Annotated in this window: 17 protein-coding genes and 2 pseudogenes; 3 read left to right on the top strand and 16 right to left on the bottom strand. The window is 64.4% G+C overall.

Features of this window, described 5'->3' with window-relative positions:
* The first annotated feature begins 137 nt into the window (after nucleotides 1–137).
* Nucleotides 138–590 (top strand): DUF5994 family protein, encoded by a 453-nt coding sequence (locus ACJH6J_RS20510; protein ID WP_212806803.1) that lies wholly within the window; start codon nucleotides 138–140, stop codon nucleotides 588–590.
* A 34-nt stretch (nucleotides 591–624) separates the two neighbouring features.
* On the opposite strand, the pseudogene ACJH6J_RS20505 reads toward ACJH6J_RS20510, so the two are convergent.
* The 14 genes and pseudogenes from ACJH6J_RS20505 to ACJH6J_RS20440 all read right to left on the bottom strand — a co-directional run bounded on the left by ACJH6J_RS20505 (nucleotide 625) and on the right by ACJH6J_RS20440 (nucleotide 17,808).
* Nucleotides 625–827, bottom strand: a pseudogene (locus ACJH6J_RS20505) (cold-shock protein).
* Between the two features lie 83 nt (nucleotides 828–910).
* Nucleotides 911–1,366, bottom strand: coding sequence for a DUF5994 family protein (locus ACJH6J_RS20500; RefSeq protein WP_212806802.1), 456 nt, complete (start codon nucleotides 1,364–1,366; stop codon nucleotides 911–913).
* 279 nt (nucleotides 1,367–1,645) lie between these two features.
* A complete protein-coding gene (locus ACJH6J_RS20495; protein WP_212806801.1) occupies nucleotides 1,646–2,131 on the bottom strand; it encodes an SRPBCC family protein in 486 nt (161 codons plus the stop codon).
* Entirely contained in the window at nucleotides 2,128–2,835 is a 708-nt protein-coding gene (locus ACJH6J_RS20490) for a DUF899 family protein (protein WP_212806800.1), read from the bottom strand. Before ACJH6J_RS20490 ends, ACJH6J_RS20495 begins: the two co-directional genes overlap by 4 nt.
* Before the next feature lie 52 nt (nucleotides 2,836–2,887).
* Nucleotides 2,888–4,066 (bottom strand): FAD-dependent monooxygenase, encoded by a 1,179-nt coding sequence (locus tag ACJH6J_RS20485; RefSeq protein WP_256445375.1) that lies wholly within the window; start codon nucleotides 4,064–4,066, stop codon nucleotides 2,888–2,890.
* Nucleotides 4,067–4,191: 125 nt separating this feature from the next.
* Nucleotides 4,192–4,347: pseudogene (locus ACJH6J_RS20480) on the bottom strand (FAD-dependent monooxygenase); the annotation flags it as partial.
* A gap of 1,479 nt (nucleotides 4,348–5,826) precedes the next feature.
* On the bottom strand, nucleotides 5,827–6,444 hold the full coding sequence (locus ACJH6J_RS20475) for an MspA family porin (protein WP_212806798.1): 618 nt from the start codon (nucleotides 6,442–6,444) through the stop codon (nucleotides 5,827–5,829).
* 231 nt (nucleotides 6,445–6,675) lie between these two features.
* Nucleotides 6,676–7,305, bottom strand: coding sequence for a TetR/AcrR family transcriptional regulator (locus tag ACJH6J_RS20470; protein ID WP_212806797.1), 630 nt, complete (start codon nucleotides 7,303–7,305; stop codon nucleotides 6,676–6,678).
* A gap of 1,540 nt (nucleotides 7,306–8,845) precedes the next feature.
* Nucleotides 8,846–10,747, bottom strand: coding sequence for a glycosyltransferase family 39 protein (locus ACJH6J_RS20465; protein ID WP_212806796.1), 1,902 nt, complete (start codon nucleotides 10,745–10,747; stop codon nucleotides 8,846–8,848).
* 55 nt (nucleotides 10,748–10,802) lie between these two features.
* A complete protein-coding gene (locus ACJH6J_RS20460) occupies nucleotides 10,803–12,221 on the bottom strand; it encodes a cell wall metabolism sensor histidine kinase WalK (RefSeq protein ID WP_244881341.1) in 1,419 nt (472 codons plus the stop codon).
* Between the two features lie 97 nt (nucleotides 12,222–12,318).
* A complete protein-coding gene (locus ACJH6J_RS20455) occupies nucleotides 12,319–13,020 on the bottom strand; it encodes a response regulator transcription factor (protein ID WP_212814657.1) in 702 nt (233 codons plus the stop codon).
* 1,008 nt (nucleotides 13,021–14,028) lie between these two features.
* Nucleotides 14,029–14,832: an energy-coupling factor transporter transmembrane component T family protein gene (locus ACJH6J_RS20450; protein WP_406804462.1), complete on the bottom strand. Its 804-nt coding sequence runs from the start codon at nucleotides 14,830–14,832 to the stop codon at nucleotides 14,029–14,031.
* Between the two features lie 47 nt (nucleotides 14,833–14,879).
* Nucleotides 14,880–16,883 (bottom strand): ATP-binding cassette domain-containing protein, encoded by a 2,004-nt coding sequence (locus ACJH6J_RS20445; protein ID WP_406776088.1) that lies wholly within the window; start codon nucleotides 16,881–16,883, stop codon nucleotides 14,880–14,882.
* Between the two features lie 43 nt (nucleotides 16,884–16,926).
* Complete coding sequence (locus tag ACJH6J_RS20440; RefSeq protein ID WP_212806793.1) at nucleotides 16,927–17,808, bottom strand: 1-acyl-sn-glycerol-3-phosphate acyltransferase; 882 nt, start codon at nucleotides 17,806–17,808, stop codon at nucleotides 16,927–16,929.
* A 672-nt stretch (nucleotides 17,809–18,480) separates the two neighbouring features.
* On the opposite strand from ACJH6J_RS20440, the gene ACJH6J_RS20435 reads away from it, so the two are divergent.
* On the top strand, nucleotides 18,481–18,795 hold the full coding sequence (locus tag ACJH6J_RS20435; RefSeq protein ID WP_212806792.1) for a hypothetical protein: 315 nt from the start codon (nucleotides 18,481–18,483) through the stop codon (nucleotides 18,793–18,795).
* 166 nt (nucleotides 18,796–18,961) lie between these two features.
* Here the strand turns inward: ACJH6J_RS20435 and ACJH6J_RS20430 are convergent, their stop codons facing one another.
* On the bottom strand, nucleotides 18,962–19,633 hold the full coding sequence (locus ACJH6J_RS20430) for an MSMEG_1061 family FMN-dependent PPOX-type flavoprotein (protein WP_406776074.1): 672 nt from the start codon (nucleotides 19,631–19,633) through the stop codon (nucleotides 18,962–18,964).
* Between the two features lie 7 nt (nucleotides 19,634–19,640).
* Nucleotides 19,641–20,597 carry a PDR/VanB family oxidoreductase gene (locus tag ACJH6J_RS20425; RefSeq protein WP_346414539.1) on the bottom strand — a complete coding sequence of 319 codons (957 nt, stop codon included), beginning with the start codon at nucleotides 20,595–20,597 and terminating at the stop codon, nucleotides 19,641–19,643.
* 65 nt (nucleotides 20,598–20,662) lie between these two features.
* Here ACJH6J_RS20425 and ACJH6J_RS20420 point away from each other — a divergent pair, with 65 nt between their 5' ends.
* Nucleotides 20,663–21,313 (top strand): TetR/AcrR family transcriptional regulator C-terminal domain-containing protein, encoded by a 651-nt coding sequence (locus ACJH6J_RS20420; protein ID WP_244872785.1) that lies wholly within the window; start codon nucleotides 20,663–20,665, stop codon nucleotides 21,311–21,313.
* Nucleotides 21,314–21,503 lie beyond the last annotated feature (190 nt).

Genomic DNA, 21,503 nt, shown 5'->3' with positions numbered 1-21,503 from the left:
GTTGCTTGGCGGCTCCGCTCGAAGTCATTGGCAGCGTGGTCTCTACGTGATTCTGCCGGTGGGTGATCGCGGCACCGACCGTTAGGACTTTTCATGGGATGGCGCACCAGTGGGCTTCAGCATGCGGTGGTGACCTGATGGCGTACGTCGCGCAACGGATCCGCGCCGACAAGCCCGTCCGGCTGTGCCTGTCCGACAAGCTCGGTCGTCGGATCGACGGGGCCTGGTGGCCGTACACGGGAGTCCTGGCCGACGAATTCGGGGGCCTGATGGCGGTTCTCGATGACCGTCTCGGGAAGATCGCGGAGGTCGGCATCAACTGGTCGCCCCTGCACAATCCGCCGAACCTCAATTGGCAGGCCTGGCGTGGACGCGCGCAGCACATCATGACCGTGGAAGGGTGCGAAGCCACCGCCACCCTGTTGATCGTGCCCAGCACGACCAACAACACGCTCGCCGGCATGGTGCTGCGCCGCGCTGCCGGTCAGCCGGTAGACCCGCGTCGCGGTGAGGACGCGATGCTGGAGACCGCCGAGGAAATCCTGACAGCCGCACGGCGGCAACGTGTTTCGGGAAAGGTTCTGGACTGACGCGTGGTGCGTCAGTCCAGAATTTCCGCGGGAATCAGAGCGTGGTGACGCCGACGGCCTGCGGGCCCTTATTGCCCTGGGTGACATCGAACTTCACTCGCTGGTTCTCCTCCAGTGAGCGGAAGCCGGCGCCCAGGATTTCGGTGTGATGTACGAAAACATCGGGTGCACCGCCGTCGGGGAGATGAAGCCGAAGCCTTTAGCGTCGTTGAACCACTTCACGGTTCCTTCGGTCATGTGACTACTACTTTCTTTTTGAACATGGATGCGAACGTCCGCATCCAAATCTGTTGTGATTCAGCGCAAGAAGCGATGAACCGCTAGTCCGCGTGCTGCGCGGCTGCGAAAATGCCCGACACCGTCGTGTGGTCATTGGGCTGCGCGGCACTCATAAGCGCGCAATGGGCTTCTGCCGGAGCCGTATCGACGGGCACGGTCAGGAGCACGATCCGGTTGCGATCGAGACCAACCACCTCAACGGTGTTGATCGGCTGGCGCTGATAGCCGTCGAGGCGCACCCGCCGCCCGCCTGCCGCGAGTTTGGTGGGGGCGGCCGACCACTCGCCGACGTTGTAGAGCACCCGGTCGATCTGTCCGAGGCGCACCGACAAGACGGCCAGCAGGTCGGGCAGCTCGGTGCTCAGGTTGCGGGTGTGCGGCCACCACGCCCCGTCGACATATCCACTGTGGGGAGCCTTGGGCTTCAACCGCAATCGTGGAGTCTGCTTCGGCGACGTGCGCTGAGCGTGGGTCGTGCGGTCATGTTGCGGCGTCATTTCGACGCTCCTGCCTTGACCGCGAATCGGTCAAACTACTTCGAATCGGCGACGGCGTGGCTTTGACCCGCCACGCGACGAAGTACCGCCGATGGACCAAGCGTACGCGGGAAACGCGCAGGACCAAAACGGTTCTCGCCTGGCCATTCGGAGTCGACTCGGTGAACGGCCGACGCTTTTGCCCGTACCCTCGGTTCGGTGAGGGCACCGCCTCGCCCGTGCATGTGTGACAATCCGTTGTCGTGCAAGCGTTGTCGCGCAGCGCGGGCGAGGCGGCCCCTACCCGGTGACGGCGCGGTCGAGTGCGGCGAGCGACTCCTCGATGAACCCGAGCGGGAACGGCGGCATGCCGCCGATCTGGTCGCGGAAGGCCTGCGGTGTCTCGGTCCAGTCGTACGTGAGGGTGACATCGGTGCCGTCGCCATTCGGGGTCAGGTCGTAGCGCCACCACCAACCGCCCGGGACGTGCTGTCCCGACTCGTCCAGACTGCCGGTCGCCCAGCCGACGGTCCTGTCGGGCTCGAAATCCGTCACCAGGTTGTACGTGACGTAGTCCCCGCCGGCCTGGTCCAGGTACATGTTCATGGCGAAGACCTGGCCGGTACCGGTGATCGGTGCGGCGTCGACGGCGTCGCGGACCCAGTCGCCCGGTTCGGTCTCCTTGTGCCGCGCCGGGTTGGCCAGCACCGCGAACACCGCCGCGGGCGGTGCGGCGATGGTGCGGGTGGCGACGAAGCGTTCCTGGGTCGTCGAGCTGCTGGTCATCGGTTCTGTCCGTTCTCTGCGTTCGATCCGTATGCGCGGGCAATGTCCTGTGAACTGGCCCATTTGGAGTATGTCGGCGACTGGGGCCAGCCTTCGGGCGAATCCTGCCACTGCTCCTGGCGGCCGTAGGGCAGAACGTCGATCAACGCGAAACTGTGGCCCAGCTGCTCGCAACCGCGGCCGTCGGTGTGCCAGGTGCGGTACACCGTATCGCCGTGTCGCAGAAACACATTGACGGCGAAACCCGTGCCGGGCGCGGCGCCCATGTCCGACCCGAAGCTGCTCTCCGACGACGAGTACCACTCCATCTTGTTGCCCACTTTGGCCTTGTAGGCCAAGGCTTCCTCGATGGGCCCGTTGGTGACGATGACGAAGCGGGCGTCGTAATTGGCCAGGAAATCGAGGCGGGTGAACTGCGAGGTGAAGCCGGTGCAACCCGAGCACTGCCACTCGGCGCCGTCGGTCCACATGTGGTTGTAGACGATCAGCTGGGACTTGCCGTCGAAGACGTCAGCCAGCCGCACCGGCCCCTCGGCGCCGATCAGGGTGTAGTCGGGCAGCTCGACCATCGGCAGCCGGCGCCGTTGTGCGGCGATGGCGTCGAATTCGCGCGTCGCGGCCTTTTCGCGGCGGCGCAGGTCGTCGAGGGCGGCCCGCCAGGTGTCCTGGTCGACCACTGGCGGCAGGGCGGTCTGCTCGGTCATGTTGCCTCCTGATGGTTGCGTTCACTGGGTAGACCGGTGCGGGCGCGAATATTCATCGCGGATCGCCGAACCAATACGTGAGTGCGTCCCGCAGCCCCGCATCCGAGGCGCCGGCCCACGCGATGTGTGCATCCGGGCGAATCAGCAGGGCGTCGGCCTGGCCCCTGAGGATGTCGACGCGATCCACCCACGGTGCCGCGACGTCGCACAGCTCGGGTGGTCCGACGAAGACAGGTCGCGCCGCGCGCAGGGCCGCCACGACGTCGTCGGGCAGGTGCGACGCGAACGTCCCGGCCAGCGGGTGCGGCTGCGCGCCGGGCATCGGATACCGGACGTCGGACGCGGCGATCATCGCGCCGACGCGCGCAAGCGCGGGCGCGTCGGAGAGCAACTCAGTGAACACTTTTCGCAGCGCCTCGTCGGCCGGGTCGTGGCCCCGCCGCAACGACACCTGGGCCTGCGCGTGCAGCAGCAGGCGTTCGCCGGCGAGGTGCCGTTCGGAGTGGTAGGTCTCGAGCAGGCCGGGCGGTGCCCAGCCATGGAGCGTGGCGGCGAGCTTCCACGCGAGGTTCACCCCGTCGAGCATCCCGGCCGATACCGCGACGCCGCCCGTCGGAATCTGGTGCGCCGTGTCACCGGCCAGCAGCACCCGGCCCGACACGTAGCGCTCGGTGTGCCGGGCCGCGTACGTGAAGCGGGTCAGCCGCTTTGGCTCGCCGAGCGGGAAGTCCACGCCGAGCACGCGACGGACGCTGGCGCGGAATTCGTCCAGCGTCATCGGGTCGTCATCGTCGTAGTCGTGGTCGGGAGCCTCGCTGGTGTACAGGCCCAACCATCCGGGCTCTGACGACGCGATGGCGAAGATGCCGCCCTCGGTCTGGCTGTAGCCCCACGGCAGGCGGCCATAGCCCGGGACGTCGTAGTCGCCGTCGTCGCGGGCGGTGATCTCGCGCGGCCACGTGACGGTGGCCATCCGGTGGATCTCGGGGTAGACGATGCCCGGGAAGCCGATGCCGGCCAGTTCCCGCACCCGGCTCCGTACCCCGTCGCAGCCCACGACGTAATGCGCGATGATGCGGTACGGACCATCCGGACCGCGGACCTCGAGATGCACGGCGTCGTCGTCCTGCTGCAGACCGACGACCTCCTGGCCGCGCCGGACCTCGACGCCGAGGCTGCGTGCGTAGTCCTGCAGGAGGGCTTCGAGCCGAGGCTGGGGGAGCCGCTGCACCTGATCGGCGACTCGTCGAGCTGGGTGAGATCGACGTGGATGCCGCCGAACGGGAGTTTGGCGGTGACGGGCGGGCCGGCCGCGTCATTGAGCAGGTCACCGAGTTCGCGGTAGCGCAGCAGGTTGAGGATCTGGCCGCCGATGCCGCCGGCTTTGGCGACCTCGCGAATGTCGGTGAGTCGCTCCAGGACAAGCGGTTTGATCCCGGTCAGGCAGAGTTCGGTGGCGAGCGTCAGACCGGTCGGTCCTGCGCCCACGATGATCACGTCAATGTTCGTCATGCGTCCCCCTCAAGACGATCGAGCTGCAGTTACGTTGCAGCCCAGCGATTCTGGAGCATGAGGGGGGGTCTTGCCACAAGCCCCGGGGTGCGCTATATGTTGAAAGTGAGGGGAGCAGGGGTTGCTTTTCTCCGTGGCGACGCGCATTACGAAATCTCCAACGGTGCCGGGTTCGACCGTTTGCACTGCAAAAGGTCAACTAAGCAATCGCGTGGCAGGTCGTGGGTTCGCGCGGCGCGTCCGTGGCCTCCTGGTTCTTGACGCGACGCCGATCGTGCTCCGGCCATTGCCTCCAGAGATGCCGTGAGGCTGTTCAGGACCGAGTGTGCCGCGTCGGGCCGCTCCGCTGTTATCCGCCATCTGGCCAGACTTCCCCTCCAACTGGCGGGAAGAGCGCTCGGATGACCCGTAAGGGCCTCGAAGCGAGAAGTCGCCCGTCGTGCGCTGCGGAGTGCACCGTGCCTATCGCGTGCCACGACGTACGCGAGTGCAGACGCCGCACGGCGCCGCGCGACTTTGACAGTCAACCGACACCTCCGTCTGGCAAAAATAACGCTGCTTGCATTGTGCTCACGACGTTGAGTCGTACTCGGCTCAAATGCGATTCCAATCCTGGGGAATTCGTATGGATCGCGTATCGCGACAATATGAATATGCAGCGGAGAGGAGCGTCGGAAAAGCGCGAACTCCGAATATTTACCCATTCCGATGAACAATATTGTGTTGCTGTGCTACGGCACCGTCCGACCAAATCGACTGGTAGCAAGGCTAATTAGAGCTTGAACCGGCAATCGTAGAAGTAGCTGCACGGTTTGCGATATAACGTTTCAACGCACGATGTTACCGCGATTAGACAATTCATTTCAGTCGATTGAATGAGCTAGTGTCGGCGACTGTAAGTAGTTCCGCAGAAGAGGAGGTATGTGAATGTCGAAGCAGCACAAGTCACGTCATCGTGCAGCGGTCGCATTGCTGGCGGTCGCGCTGATGGGCACGGGCGCCGGATTTACCGCGGCCGTGGCCGGCGCGCAGCCGCCCCCACCGCCCGGGCCGGGCATCCTGCCGCCGGGGCCCGGTGCGCCCCCGCCGCCCGGTGGACCCGGCCTCGCTCCTCCTCCGGGTCCAGGGGCTCCGCCGGCCCCGGGCGGCCCACTACTCCCGCCTCCGCCGTTCTGATCCTGGTGCAGCGACTCGACCGCCCGGCGCGTAGCCCGGTTGCCGCAGGTGCAACCGGGACGCGGCCGGGTGGTCGACCCGCTCGTCACGGACTGAGTCCCGCTGGCGGGCTGGCGATCTCGGCGCACAACCCCGTCTGAATGCCGCTCGTTTGGCGGCTCCGCTACTCCGCTGGGGATTCATTTGATCTTCGAACTCGCCCCGTTCCCTCGACCGACTCATCTCGGCGGCCAAGGCGCGTCCGGGCATCTTCTGGGCCGTGTATTCCTCATCCAGCGCCTCCATGCCTCGATGGCTGCCCGGTTAGTTCATGTTCCAGGGTTCACCGTAGGTGGTCACCGAGTCACCGGTCTTGGCGATCAGGCGAGCAAAGGGCCGCAAGAGCACGCCGCCGGCTGCACCGGTCACAGTGCCGTGCGCGTTGGACACCGCCACTGAACCCGTCGGGCCGGAAACGTCCACCGAGAACGTCGCGACTTCCTGGATACCCGGGCCGTTGCCTAGATCGGCGGAGATCGACACACCCGGCAACAGGTTTGGTGTGATGATGCCGCCACCGCCGCTCCCGCTACTGTTGAATGTGCCGGGATTGACATCGTCGAGGAGAATGTTCGGCGTGGTGTAGCTGAAGTTGATGCCTACGCCCAGGGCCCACGGGAAGCCGATCTGATAGCCCAACTCCAACGTGCCGGTGAACTGGCCGCAGCCGTTGCCATCACACTTGTAGGTGGCGCGGCCGGAGTGGAACCACTCACGTGTCAGCCGGTTGCGGTCCAACGGAAATACACCGTTGAGGAACGTGTCCCACTGCTGCACCGTCAAGGTGCGATCGAGGCCGTCCACCAAGCTCAGCTGGTTGTCTAGATCCGCGCGTGAGGGCGCAGCTCCGACGGACAACGCCACGACCGCACAGATGCTCATCACGAAGCCGCATTTCAATGTTGTCAACAGTTCTTTCCCGTCCTGGTAATGCCTTGGTCGTTGATTCAGCGCCGATGATGATCTAGGCAGGATAGGGCCGAATGATGTTGTACTTGTGGGGTTTTCGTATGTGAATCATGTCAACCGTGACACAAGCGCAACTGCGGCTGGCGGCCGGACCGTCGCTCATGCGCAGGTGGCGTTTGCAGCTCTGTAGGCCGGTGCGACGTGTCAACCGGCGAGGAGTCTGTCGGTGATCAGCAGTTCGAAAGTACTCACGATGGCCGGAAGGTTGTCGGCAGGGCCAACCGCCGAGGGGTAAGCGGCGATACCGCAAAGAACCGCGACCATCGTTTCGACGGCATCGATGATGTTGATCTCATCGCTGAGCTCGCCTCGATCGATAGCCTCACGCATTGCCGACGAGATGAACGCCCGGGCCATACGAAGCACCGAGCGGTCAGTGACGATTCGTGTTTCATTGCGAACCGATTCGCGAACGGCGGCGGCAACAAGTTGGGCGTTGCACTGGCCAGGGTCGTCGGCGCCCAGGGCCGTTGAAAAGAAGCTGACAAGCTGTGCGGGCAACGTTTTCGAGCGTCGGGCCGTAGCGGCCGCTGCCGCCATTACATCGACCGCTGGGCGGTCGATGGCGTCGCGGTACAACTCCGATTTGTTGGCAAAGTGATAGTGCAGTGCCGGTCTGGACAAGCCAGCCCGTGTTGCAATGACATCGAATGTCGCGGTGGTATAACCGAATTCAATGAACGTCTCTCGCGCTGCACGCAGAATGCGCTGACGGTTGGCGGCGGTTGTTGCTGCCGACGGACGGCCCGCCTTGAGACGTTCGATCGGTGCCATGGCTCCATTATGGGTCGGCATACCGGCTGTCGCGCCCCGCTGGCGTTGTGGGTTTTCTATCAATTCATCTCAGTGGTGAGCCTGAAAATGCATATGGATGCCACAGGTCCGATGACGTTCCGCAGACCACCTTGTGCACTACAGTCGTTGCAGGACAGACTGATTCACCTAGGAAGGGAGCTACATGTCCAGCTCAATCACACGTCGGCCCAAGTATGTCGGCGCCGCCGCATTCATCACCGGGCTTGGATTGACCGCCAGCCTGCTCGGTGCAGGTGTGGCCAATGCCGGTCCGCCCCTGCCGCCGCCAAGCCAGTGCGCACCGCCACCCGCTCCGTGCCCGCCGCCGCCTCCGCCACCTCGGTGATCAAGAGGATTCCCTGACAAACTGTCCAGGCGGCGCAGCGCGTGTGAAATCGCGTGCTGCGCCGCCGCCATTTTGTGTCATGCACACCTCATGTCATCGTCGCCGATATGGGCAGCGACTTCGAAACACGTTTATGCACAGTCTGATTCAACGTGTGGAACAGACCCGCCGAGGTCGCCATACATGACACCGAGATCAACTGCGGATAATTCCGCAGCGAGGTACGTCAACATCGACGTGGCCTGCGATCCTTCCGAAACCTTCAGTGGCTCAGCCCTTATCCCCGTACTCGGAAGTGGCGACCGAGCGCGTGCCGGCGTTCTCTGCACGCAGTGGCGGGCAGTTCATCGCGCGGATTCCTGTCGTGACTACAATTCTGATTGTCATTTCCTATGCGCACGACAGCTCGTGCATAGCAGGAGGTCATAGGCTGGATTCGCCAATGGGCCCGCGACAGCCTGTTGGTTATCGGTGATGACCTTCCGGCATCATCTCAATTAGTGCGACACGCGAGCGACCAGTCCTCCCGGTCTCTCGCGTGTCGCACCCCTTGTGCAGTCCTGTTGCGCTGCATTGATTTTGACCAATCGGTCTTCACTCCCCGGTGGAGCTGCTTGTTTTGGCCGTCCAGGTCGGCATGAGCGTGCGCGAGGTTTGACCTTGGGAATTTCTATGGATCTTGTATCACCCAGATATGGATATTGAGGCGCGCGTGGCGGTTATGACCCTGCTGGTCCAATTGTTGAGGATCAGGCGCCGACCGGATAATCGGCGCACATGGTTGTGTAATCATTTGGCGCAGAACGTATTATGTACGCGCTAGGTAATGAGCGCTTCGTCATGTACAGGCGCGAAATTGCCCGCGTAGGACAGAATTCGCAAATGTCGCGAGTTCGGCTGGCCCCAACGACGTGGGCTAAAGTCGGCGCCTGGCAGCTTGTTTCACAGTGGGGAGATGCGCATATGCCCAAGCAGTACAGGATGCATCGCCTGGCCAGGATGGCATTATTGGTGATCGCGTCGGTGAGTGTGGGCGCAGGCGTCGGTGCGGCGGTTGCTGCCGTCCTGAGTCAGCGTGGTCCCAATCCGGCCGGACACGGCCTGACGTAGTCAGCACACACCACGGGTGCTGATTTCTCCGGTTATCCGACAACGGTATTGGACAATTCCTGCCTAGGGTGCGCTGTGTTGGTCCGCGGTGAGGTCGTAGTAGGTCACACCGTCGACGGTGGCGGCGGTGAAACTCTGTTTCACCCAGTCGGCGATCTTGTCGCCCTCGGTCTGCGCCCCGCTTTGTCCGCCGGGAAATCTGGGGCCGCGGGAGGCAATGTAGTAGTGAATCCGCCCCTGGGCGGCGTACTGCTGGAACTGCGCCAGGGTCGGTGATGGGTCCATGCCCCCAAAACCGCCGATCGGCATCACCGCGTGGCCGGTCGCCAACTGGTAAGTGGCGGCGTCATTGGCGCCGTTGGTGGCCGCCACCCACTGGTAGTTGTCTGCGTTCGCTTCGAGCAGCTGTTCCAGCCGCGTGCTCGATGCGGTATCGAAGCCGGGTGGCATGCTGGGGAAGTGCTGGCTGCTGAGCTGCGGGCCGGCCGTCACGATACCGCCGTTGTGCGGGGTGGCTACGGTCTCTACACAGTAGGCCAGCGGACCGGCCAGCACTGCGACGACAGCAAGTGGGGCCGCCCACGATCCGAACGGGATGCCGCGCAGTACATCGGCTACGAGGATCAGCGCGGCGCCGGCGCCGATCACCGCCACCGGCCAACGCAGCCACGGCGCGAAATCCGGTGTGCGGTTCAGCAGTACCCAAGACCAGCCCGTGGTCAGTGCAATCGTCGCTGCCAGGGTGAGACCGATCCACATGGTGGCTCGGCGTCGCCAAAGCTCGGTGGCTCCGATGCCGACCAGTGCGGCAATGGCGGGGGAGAGCGCCATCGTGTAGTAGTCGTGATAGAGGCCGGACATGAAGCTGAAGATGACGCCGGTGCCGAGCAGCCAGCCGCCCCAGACCAGGTACTGAGCTCGCTGCGGCTCGGTTCTGGACGCCCTGCCGCACAGGATTATTCCCGCGACGAGGAAGATCAGAGCGGCCGGCAGAAGCCACGATATCTGTGCCCCGGACGCGCCCGTGAACAACCGCAGGATGTTGGGATCGGAACCGAATGGGAAGCCGCCGTGCTTACTACCTGGCGGCAACTCCGCGCCGGCGGGTAGCTCCGGTAATCCGCCGTGGCTGCCACTGAGCCGAGATATTCCGTTGTATCCGAACGTCAGGTTCAGGAAGCTGTTGTCGGTCGAACCACCGATGTAGGGCCGGCTGCGGCTCGGGATCAACTCGACCAGGGCTACCCACCAACCGCCCGCCGCGACCATCGACAGCAGCGCTGCGATCAGTTGCAGCCCCCGGGTACGCAGCCGGGTCGGCCCGGCGATCAGATAGGTGAGGACCAACGCGGGTACCACGAGCATGACTTGCAATTGCTTTGTCAGAAAACCGAATCCGATCAGTGCGCCGCAAAACGCCAGCCACCGCGTGCGGCCGTCCTCGACGGCGCGCAGTAGGGCGCCAACCGCGCCGATCATGAGCAACACCAGCAGGGCATCCGGATTGTTGTAGCGAAACATCAGGGTGGCCACAGGCGTCAAAGCCAGTGCGCCGCCGGCGATCAGGCCCGCGACCGCACCGAATTGCCGGCGGACGATCACATACAGCAGCGCGACGGAGGCGAGGCCGATCAGCACTTGTGGTAGCAGTATCGACCAGGTGTTGACGCCGAAGATTCGGGCGCTGAGCTCCATCGGCCACAGCGATGCGGGCGGCTTGTCCACGGTGATGGAGTTTTCGGCATCCGACGAGCCGAACAGGAATGCCTTCCAGCTCTGCGCGCCTGCCTGCACGGCCGCGGCGTAAAAGGCGTTGGCCCAACCCATTCGGCCGAGAGTCACGGTCCACAAGACCGCGGTGGCCGCCAATAGGCCGGCGAGCGCTGTGCGCGCCCACCGCGGGTCGGACTGTGAACGAGCGGCCTGCGGCAGTCGTGCCGGATGCAACGTCGGGTTCTGCAGCATGCGCTCATCTTCTGTGACTTACCTGGGAAGATCGTTGGGCAACTGTGGGGCGCGGCTATGACTGTGTGCCGCGTGCCGGCAGCGTCACCGTGAACGCAGACCCGTTCGGGCCGCTGTTGACTGAGATTGTGCCGCCGTGGGCTTGAGCTACCGCCTGGGCGATGGACAATCCGAGGCCGGTGCTGCCTGCCGCTCGTGAGCGGGATTCGTCGCCGCGGGCGAAGCGTTCGAAGATTTCCGGCAGTAGATCGGGCGGAATTCCGGGGCCGCTGTCGACCACCGTCAGTGTTGTTGATCCGTCGTCGCCCACGGCGAGTGTGGTGGCCACCTTGGTGCCGGCGGGGGTGTGGACGCGGGCGTTCGATAGCAGGTTGGCCAGTACCTGGTGCAGCCGCTGGCGGTCACCGACCACAACGACAGGCTGGTCTGGAAGGTCTAGGGCCCAACGATGTTCAGGCCCCGCCATGTGGGCGTCGCTCACGGCGTCGATGACCATTTGGGATAGGTCGACGTCGTTGTTCTCGAGTGGGCGGCCGGCGTCCAGCCGGGCCAGCAGCAGCATGTCCTCGACCAACTGGCTCATGCGCCGGGACTCGGCGTGGACCCGGGTGAGCGCGTAGACCAGATCGTCGCGTCGCGCATCAGGCCTCTCGGCCACCAAACGCCGTGCCACCTCGGTGTAGCCCTGGATGGAGGCCAGCGGCGTACGCAATTCGTGACTGGCGTCGGCGACGAACTGGCGTACGCGGGTCTCGCTTGCGTGGCGGGTGGCCAATCCGTCGGCTACCCGGTCGACCATGCGGTTGAGGGCGGTGCCCAGCCGGCCCACCTCTGTATGCGCAGCGTCGGCGTTGACCGGTTCGATCTGGGACGGAAGTCGTACGTCGCCTTCGTGTAACGGAAGTTCGGCAACGTGTTGCGCGGCTTCGGACATCCGTGACAGCGGGACGAGCTCACGGCGAATCATCGCGCTCCCAGCGGCGATCGCCGCCGCCAGCGCCACCGCAGAGAACCCACCGATCATCCAGGTGACCGATCCCAGCGTCTGTTGTACTCCCGATACTGGCAGGCCTGCCACCACAACCGTATCCCGGGACTGCTGCGCGGTAAGGCGGTAAAGGCCCAGACCGTCGAGGTAGGCACTCACCTTGTGCCCCTGGGGAACTCGCTCTAGCTGTGTCAGTGCCGCAGGGCTGACGGAGCGCCGATCGCCGCTGGTCATGATGACTGCCGCCTGACTCTGACCGGGCCCCGAAATGATGGCGCCCACGGTGCCTGCCGATTGACCGGGCGCATCGAGAAACATCGGCCCGGGACCGGAGAATCGCAGGAATGGCGGCGGTCCGAACTCAAAGAACGTTACGGACCGCGATTCGGCGTCGGAAACCTGGCTGTCGAGTTGGTTGATGAGGAAGTGCCGGAGCGCAACCAGGGTGGCGGCTCCGACAGCGGTGCACAGTCCTGCTCCGAGCACCGCAACCACGACGATCAGGCGGCTCCGCAACGTCCATGTACGCGGCGCGCAATTCCAGCGACATCGCGATGATGGGGCAGGGTCCGCCACCACGATGTCACTGAGGTTTGAGGACATAGCCGATCCCGCGGACCGTTTGGATCATGGGCGTGCGGTCGGCATCGATCTTCTTGCGGAGGTACGAGATGTACAGCTCGACAACGTTGGAGCGGCCCTCGAAATCCCAGTCCCATACGGCGCGGAGGATCTGGGCTTTGGTAAGTACCCGTCTCGGGTTGTTCATCATCAACCGAAGAACTTCGAATTCAGTTGCGGTCAAATTGATTTCCGCTCCCGCACGGGTTACTTCGCGGCTGTCTTCGTCCAGCACCAGATCGCCGACGACGAGTTGAGCACTGTCGGCGGCAAACCCGATGCCGGACCGGCGAACCAGTGCCCGCATGCGGAGGACCATTTCTTCGACGTTGAACGGCTTCGTGACGTAATCGTCTCCGCCCGCGGACAATCCAGCGATGCGATCTTCGATGGTGTCTTTCGCGGTGAGCAGCAGCACTGGTAGTTCTGGGCGGATGCGGTGCAGTTCGTGGAGCACGTCGAGGCCACTCATGTCGGGCAACATGATGTCGAGCACCACGATGTCGGGTTTCTCGTCGGCGGCCTTTTTGATGGCCGATGCACCGTCGCATGCTGCCGTGACGAGCCAGCCCTCGTAGCGCAGCGCCATGGCGACCAGGTCGCCGAGTGCCGGTTCATCGTCGACCACGAGCACCTCGATCGGGCTGCCGTCGTGGCGAGTCATCGGGGCCGGAGCTGCAGGGCCGGTGGCTTGTGGCCGACGGGTCGCCTCGTAGGCGTCTGGCGAGTGTCGCATCGCGTCATTGTTGCCAACCGGATTAGCGACGATCTGTGGTTGACCTATGGATGACCTATGAAACACAGCGTTCAGGTGGTAGTTGATTGTTGATTGTCTGGCGTGACTTCCCCAACATCGGTCGGGTCCCGCCTTGGCCCGGGAGTACTTGCTTGGTCCGCCGCATCTCGTCGGGCATCTCTAGGAAGTACCAGCAGTCGGGTTCATGAAACCCCCTGCGCGTCGTCCATTCATTTGGTCGAACGAATGCGGGAGGCCTGGATCAGGAGATCGATCCAGGCCTCCCATTTTCACCGTCGGCCTATAGCGGTGGAAGCAATGGAATCCCGAGAATGTTCGGTACTCCAAGCGCTGGAGGCGGGGGCGCAGGTGGACCGACACACGGCAGCAGCAGAACACACCCTCCCGGTGCCCCCGGGGCTCCCGGTCCGGGTGGGGGCGGTGGCATCGCGCCGGCCGTTGCCGTTTCGAATCCGATTGCGCTGAAGGCCAATCCGGCACATACGGCCACTGATCCGACTACTAGACGTGACTTCTTCACGATGTCCTTCTCCTCTGCCAAATTCGGTGGGCGACGGAATCGACGGTAGTCGGCGAACATAGGCAGAAACTGTCGGTCGATTAGGGCCGTCGTATCAGTTTTGGCTGTCGTCTTCCGTCCGTCTGACCGGGTAAAGCGATTGGTGACCGTCGCGCGTTCGGCGACGGCGTAATCGGAGAACGAATAATCATCGCGGCCGGGAATTCATAAAAACTCTTCGACAATCGCGGAGTGATCACCTTCCGCGATTGGATACGCCGATATCCGGCGGATGTGGCGGTGCACCGAGCGGCCAGAAGGCGCATCGAGACGAAAGACGTTCGGCAACAACGTGATTCATTGATCGCTGAGTACCGGTGATATCCAGGGATGCCCGCGCAGGCTGGTCCCCAACCCTAGTGACGGCCCGGCGGACCGCCGATGCCGCCCATGGTCACATCGAGACCGAGGGCAGTGGCGCAGACGGCGCCGGCGATCGCCAGTGCTACCCAATCGGACCGGCGGAGTTTGGTGCGGCCGGCGGTGAGTTGTCCGGTTCCACCTCGGGCGGCGATCGCATCGCCCATTTCGTCGGCGCGGCGAAACATCATCGCAGTGACGGTGGCTATCAGGTCGACACCGTCGCGGATACGCTGTCGCACCCGTCGTATCCCGCTCAGCTCTGGTGCGGGCCGCAAGGTGCGGGCCGCGTTCACGACCCTGAATTCGTCGATCAGCATGGGGAACGACCGCAGTGCCAAGGCCAGGGCCACCGCGAGGTCGTCGACAGGGATAGCCAGTCGGCGCAATGGGCGGCCCAGTGTCGCGATGGCCGGCGCGACATCGGCGACGTCAGTGGTCCAAGAGAGCACCGCACCTGTGAGCAACAGCACGATGGTCAATGCCGCAAGTTGCAGGAATTGAAGCAGGCCACCGAGTCCCACATGCAGGCCGGTGATGACGATGAACGGGGGCCCGCCTGCGGACAGGAGGATCGCGGAGCCGATCAAGACGACTGCCCATACCGGCGGCGGTACGGACGGAAAGGCGGTCCTCGGGATGCGTGCGAGCCAGATGGCCGCCAGGTCCAGGACGCCGACCGCGGCGATCGGGAGGGGGCTGGGATCGATGGCCAGCATCACCGCGACGGCGATGGCGACGATGAGTTTGGTGCCGGCCCACAACGAGTGGACCGGGCTTGTTCCCGGGACGGGTCGCATGAGCACCAACGGCCTCGGGCCCCGAGGCTTGTCTTGCGTACGGGGTGTCATGACGATGCTCCCGTCGCGGGCGACACTGGAGTCTCGATCGCGCCGTTGTGCAGGCGTAGCACTCGCGGGCACAACTGGTCCAGGCCGAGGAAGTCGTGCGAGATCATGATGATCGTCAATCCGGTGGTGTGGCGCAGGTCGGTCAGCAGCTGCACGAGATCGCGTGCGCTGCCAGCATCCAGGCCGGCGAGGGGCTCGTCGAGGATCAGCACCCGGGGCCTGCGGGCCAATAGGCCCGCGAGCACCAGTCGGCGCTGCTGTCCGCCGGAGAGTTGATCGACGCGGCGCCGCGCGAGTGCGGCGTCCAGGCCGACACTGGCCAGCGCGGCCACCATGCGATCCGTCTCATCTGCATCGAATCCTGCGGCGGATGCGATTTCCAAATCGACCCGCGGCCGCATGAGTTGTAGGCGCGCTGCTTGGAAGGCGATGGCGATCGTGCCGACCTGTTCGGCGGCGGGTTGGCCATCGATCTGGACCGATCCTGCGGAGGGCGCTGTCAGGCCGGCCATGATCCATGCCAGCGTCGACTTGCCGGACCCATTGCCGCCGTGGATCAAGATGCCATCGCCCTCGTGCACAGTGAGGTTGATGTCGGACAGCGTGGTGTGTGCCCATGGGGTGCCCGTCGCGTACTGATGGCTGACGCCGTCCAGTCGCAGGACGGGCACGCCGGTTGCCGCGGGCAGGCGACCGACAGCGGCCGGGGCTGAAGCGGGTGCCGCGACGGTGGACACCATTGCGGTGTCATTTCCGGTTCCGGACAGGCTGATGACCCAGTCGGCGCTCTCGGCTTCGTCGCGGTAGTGGGTGATCTCGACGACTGACATTTGCTGGTGTGCGGTCAGGCCGTCGACCACCGCCAGCAGCGCTTCACGGCCCTCGGGGTCCACCATTGAGGTGATTTCGTCGGCTACCAGAAGTTTCGGCGAGCGGGCCAGCGCAGCGGCCACGGCCAGGCGCTGCAGTTCACCTCCGGACAGGCCATTTGTCGCGCGCTCACGCATCCCGGCCAGACCTACCCGGTGCAGGATTGCATCAACGTCCACTGGTGTGTCCGGGGGCAGGCCCCAGACGACGTCGTCAGCAACCCGCATACCCAGCACCTGTGTCTCCGGGTGTTGCAGCACCACAGCGGTGCCTCCAATGCGGCCCAGGCCGACTGCACCGGGCCGGTGGACCGCGCCGGTGGTGGGTTCGGCGCCGGCGAGAATGCGTCCCAGTGTGCTTTTGCCGGACCCGTTGCCACCGACCACGGCGAGACGCTCGCCGACATCGACGGTGAAGTTGGTCGGCGCCAGCGCGTCGTGTTCGGCGTCGGGATACCGGAAGCTGACGTGGTCCAGATGCATCGGCAGCGGGGCGGGGGCGGCCCCGGCCAGGTCGGCCGGGGGCGGGTCGAGGTTGTGGACGTCGGGGATCCCGCCGAGGCGCCGCAGGACACCGGACATGATCCACCAGCCGATGACAGACACGAGCGTCACGACGGCCGCCATCCAGCCGGTTAGCAGCAGTGGCCAGGCTCTGAATCCGGCCGAGGTCAGGTGCGCCAAGCCGTCGCCGAGGTCACGTAGGGCGGGAACGGCGTGTAGGGCGGCAACCAGTCCGTTCGTCGTCGCGTTCAAGGCGCTGAAGATCAGCGACCGCAACGGCGTCAGCACCAGCAAGATGCCGGCTGTGACGGTCCCGAGGACCGCGCCTGCGGTGAGACCGGTGAGGGCGACGGTGACGATACCGCCGCCGCGGCGTTTGACGATGCCGGCCAGCCCTCCGATGTAGGCGCAGGACAGCACGGTAATGGCGCCGGGCACACCAATGATGAGGAATGCGATCATCGCACCGGCGATGGCAGCGGTGATCAATACCCGTAGCCGGTGGCGGTGAGCGAGTAGCCCGATCGGCACGACGGCGGCCAAGGCCAGGAATGCCGTCACCGGCACCACGGCTGTCGAGATCGCCAGGCCTGCTGAGGCCGCAGCGACCGTCGCGGCGTGTGCCATCTCCCCGGGGAGCAGGCCGGCGCGGCCTTCGGTGCGAACTCGGCTAGCCACGGGCGTCGTCGCTCATGTTGACCGGGCGTGCGGCACGGGGCCACGCCAGCGGATTCAATGCGCGGTAGGGGTCGGCGGCGCGAACGCTCAGAAGGTCGACGAAGCTGGTTTCCAGCGCTTCCTGGGTGGTCTCCTTGACCGTGGCGATCCATGTCTCACCGGAGACATCGGCGGGTTTGGTCGTGGTGATGGGGGCACCGAACCTCAGGTACATGCGCTGCGGCCGTGGGATGAGAGTGGGACCGATCCCTCGCATCAGCGGGATCGGCATGTTCGGACGGCCGGTGATCTTCTCGCTGATCGTCATGCTGAGCCGGCCCAGCATGCTGTCGCGGGTGAACAGATGCTGGTACATGTCGTCGCCGCCGACCAGGGTCACCGGCACGATCGGGTAGCCGCCGATGATGGCTTCGCGGGCGAAGCCCGCTCGGCCGAGCCAGTTGATGGTGTTCTCTTCGCCTTTGAACTTGGCGAGCTCGCGGCCGCCGCCGGGAAACACCAGAATTGTGTCGTTGTTCCGCATCAATTCCTGGGCGTTTTCCGGAGATCCGACCACGGCGCCGACGGCGGCGACCACATCTCCCATGGGGCCGCCCATCTTGCCGATACCCCGCTCTGCCAGCGGCCGCACCCGCGTCCCGATGCCGCGCCGCACGTAGTGCAGGATCAGCGGCACCTCGATGAAGCTCTGAGTGTGGTTCGCCACCAACAGAAATCGGCCGTCGGCCGGCAGGCTCTCGAGCCCTTCGACGTAAGGGCGCATCAGGTCGACGATGGGTTCGGCGGCATCGCTGACCGACCCCAGAACCCGGCGCAGTAGCTGTACCCGCGCTGGTTGACCGAGGTTCTCTTCAGCGGTGTAGTGGATTGTCATGACGATGATGTGCTCCGATCCAGGTGTCGATTTGCCGAACCAGGCGGCGATTTGGCCCGATGGCGGGTGAGGCAGGCCGTGGGATTGCCGAGATGCAGCGACCTCGGTGCCTGGTGCGACCGGTGTGGCCCGGGAACTTCGCCGGCCCCGACCCGCTGCCCAGTACGGACGTGAAGCTATCGGCCGAATCCATCAAACCTCTAGGACATTGCTTGCGAAAACGTATGAATACAGCTGGTTTTGAGTCACAGCCGGCCCTACCCATGACCATCGTCACGGTCGAATGTCGCGAGTCTGTCCTGGCCGCTGAATCGCCACGCCATAATGGGACCGTTGTTTGGGGTGAACGAAAGTTGGTGCGGTCCAGCAGCTCTGGCGCAGGCTGCTGGGTGTCAGGCAACGAAACTCGCGGAGTCGCAAAGTCCGTGCGCATGTGGTCGATCTTCTTGGCAAGACTCCGTGAGTGCTAGATTCCAGTGAATACCGTTGTTGGACAGTATCTTCTGGAGTCGGTAGAGGCTTTTGTATGGCGCCTCGGCCGTACAGCGACGATACGGAAACTCGGGATCCGGGGTAGGCATAGCCGACTCCTATGACGTCGATACGGATTTCCCAGAGTCGGCGGCTACGTTTTGCCCAGCACGGCAGCCAATCGAGGGAGGTCCCTGCCGCATGAGAATCAAACTGATCACCCGAAGTACCGTCATTTCAGCCGCTGCGCTCGCTATTTCGCTGACTGGTGTCGGCATTGCACAGGCCTCGCCCGATACGGTCAACCAGGACAATCAGGCCGGCCATTCCCGCTCCGGGAAGACGGCACGTAACAACACCAACGGTCTTGACTGGGGCGATGATTGGAGCCTGGGTGGCTTTCCGCCGATCAACCTGTCGAGTTTGCCGGCGCCCAACGTGAACCTGTCGGTCCCGCTGTCATTGGGCATGCCTGGCTTATCCCTCCCAAGCCTCAACCTCAGTCTGTTTCACTAGGCGTGCCCTGTCGTAAGTCCTCAGCCGGAAGAGGCAAGGCACTCACGGGGCCACCAACGCCCCGATTCCAGCTCCAGCCGGTGATCTAGACGCTTGGGTGCGACCAACTTGGGCACCACCGTGGGTTTCTCGGCGGGTGGCCGAGCTGCCCGGTTGCGGTCTGAGGTCAGTACAACTCGTTCTCGTAATGAACGTCGATCACCGCGTGGAGTGACCCCGCCAGGTCGCCGAGTTTCTCAGCCATCTTCGCCGCGCTCTCGGTGATCGTGAGGGTGTAGAAGTCCCCGCCTAATGTCACAGCGTCGGCCAGTCCGCGGCTGTCACCTTCCCACAGCTTGGCCCGGATGACGGCCTTGCCGCATTGCCCGAACACCTCGCGGATGCGCACGATGGTGGCCAACACCGCGGGTTTGCCGTCGGCGCTGAGCATCTCGAGCAATTCAGGGTCATCGGTGACGAACGCGTCCCCGTTCACCCGGATCACCTCGCGGATGCCCGGCACGAAGAAGACCAGTCCCACCGCGGGATGCTCGGTGATGTTCTCGTGGGTATCAGCGAGCTTGTTGCCCGGCCGGTCGGGGATGGCGAGCGTCCACGGGTCGAGGATCCGCACCGAACCGGGTGGGTCGCCCCGCGGGCTGGTGTCCAGCTGACCGTCGGCGCCGACGGTGGCCATGCAGAAGAACGGGCTGTGCGCGATGAAGCGAGCCGAGAATTCACCGAGTTTCGGCTCCTTCTTCTCGGCGATGAACCTCTCCGGGTATCCGACGATCTCCCTCACCCGCTCCATGGAGATGGGGGAGTACGAATCTGCCGCTGTACCTGTTGATTTCAGCATGGATTACCTAAGCATCGAGAACGAGTCGGGGAGTCTGGGCGCGCGAAACACAGATGAACATGCGGTCGTTGGCGGCGCGCTCGGACTCCGAGAGGATGTCGTCGCGGTGGTCGGGGACGCCCTCGAGCACGGCGGTCTCACACGCCCCGCAGATCCCGGATCGGCACGACGACGGCACCTTGACCCCGGCATTGTCGAGTGCGGCGAGAATGCTTTGGCCCGCTTCGACATTGACGGTCCTGTCTGACGCTGCACACACCACTTCGACCGGAGCGTCTGCGGATGCCGTCCGCTTGCCTGGTTTGAAGCGCTCGAGATGCAGACTGTCCGTCGGCCAATGGGCGGTGGCGTCCTGCAGCGCCGACAGCAGTGCTGCAGGGCCGCAGGCATAGATCTGCGCCCCGGGCTGAACCCGAGCGAAATGCTCGCCGAGAGGGATGCGACCGTCGGCGTCAGAGGCGTAGAAGCTCACCCGCGTTCCGTATTCGCCGAGTTCGTCGGCGAACGGCATCGAGGCGGCGGTGTGCCCACCGTAGAGCAGTTTCCAGTCCAGGCCCCAGGATTCGGCCTGACGGAGCATCGGGAGGATAGGGGTGATGCCGATGCCGCCGGCGACGAAGATGTACGAGGCGGCCGGACGCAGCTCGAATGTATTCCGCAGGCCGGCGACCGTAAGTTGTTGTCCTGGACGCAGAAACGCGTGGACGTACTCGGAGCCGCCGTGGCTGGTCCGTTCCCGGCGCACCCCGATGCGGTAGTACGAGCGCTCACCGACCGGCCCGCACAACGAGTACTGACGCTGGATGCCGGTGGGCAGGAGCAGATCGATGTGCGCTCCGGGTTCCCAGGCTGGCAGTAGCTCGCCACAACGCGGCTGCAATTGCACGGACACCACACCGTCGGCCTCCCATCGGAGTTGCCGGACCGCGACGCCAATCCCATCGGCTCCCAGTTCGCTGCCCACGCCACGCCCTCCTTCGCATTAACAATGTTAATCGCAGGTCGGAGCGTAGTGTTAACATTGTTAACGTGTCAACCGCCTCGACTGGCCCCGATCGTGTGGCGCTCGCCAACCTGTCGGTGGACCGAGTGGTCGGGGAAGCCCTGGCACTGGTAAACGAGTCCGGGCTGGAATCGCTGACCATGCGCCGGCTGGCCGACCGGCTGCGGGCCCACCTCCCGACCATCTACCGACTGGTCGACGGCAAGGACGCCCTCATCGACGAGATGGCCGAGGCGATCCTGGCGAAGGCGCTCGACAATGCGCGCCTGGACCACCCGGATTGGGTCGATCGCGTCAAAAGCCTTGCAGGGGGTCTGCGTTCGGCACTGCTGTCACAGCGCGACGGGGCGCGGATCGTCGGCGGAAACTATGCTGCCAAGCGGGCCAACCTGACCTTCATCGATACGCTCGTCGGCAGTGTCCGGGCCGGCGGCCTGGCCCGCGAACATGCGTTGTGGGCGGCCAGCTCGCTGTTCTGCTACGTCCTTGGTGAAGTCCTTGAACAGCAGGGCGCCGCCGGCGGCGAGACCGAGACGCTGGAGGGTGTCGTCCGCTCGGGAGACTTCCCACACCTCGCGTCCGGCCCCGTCGTGCAGCTGCTCGACTTCGACGCGCGATTCGACTACGGCTTGAGTCTGCTCATGGCCGGAATGCGTTCCGGCGCAGACCGTTCGTGACCGGCGCCAGAAGCGGATACAACGACTCACTGCGCTGAGTGTGAATGATCATGCCGACCCGCTCTGCGTCGGTCGTAGTTGGTTTCGCAGGAACGGGCTTAATCAATGCGCCACTAGTGTCCTGCGCCGTAAATTAGTTGATTAATTGTAGAATTGGCGGGTGGGAACCAGGGGTAGGCCGGTAGTCGAG

The organism is Mycobacterium sp. SMC-18, from assembly GCF_045310895.1.
GTDB lineage: Bacteria > Actinomycetota > Actinomycetes > Mycobacteriales > Mycobacteriaceae > Mycobacterium.
This window is presented reverse-complemented; position numbering and strand designations above follow the sequence as displayed.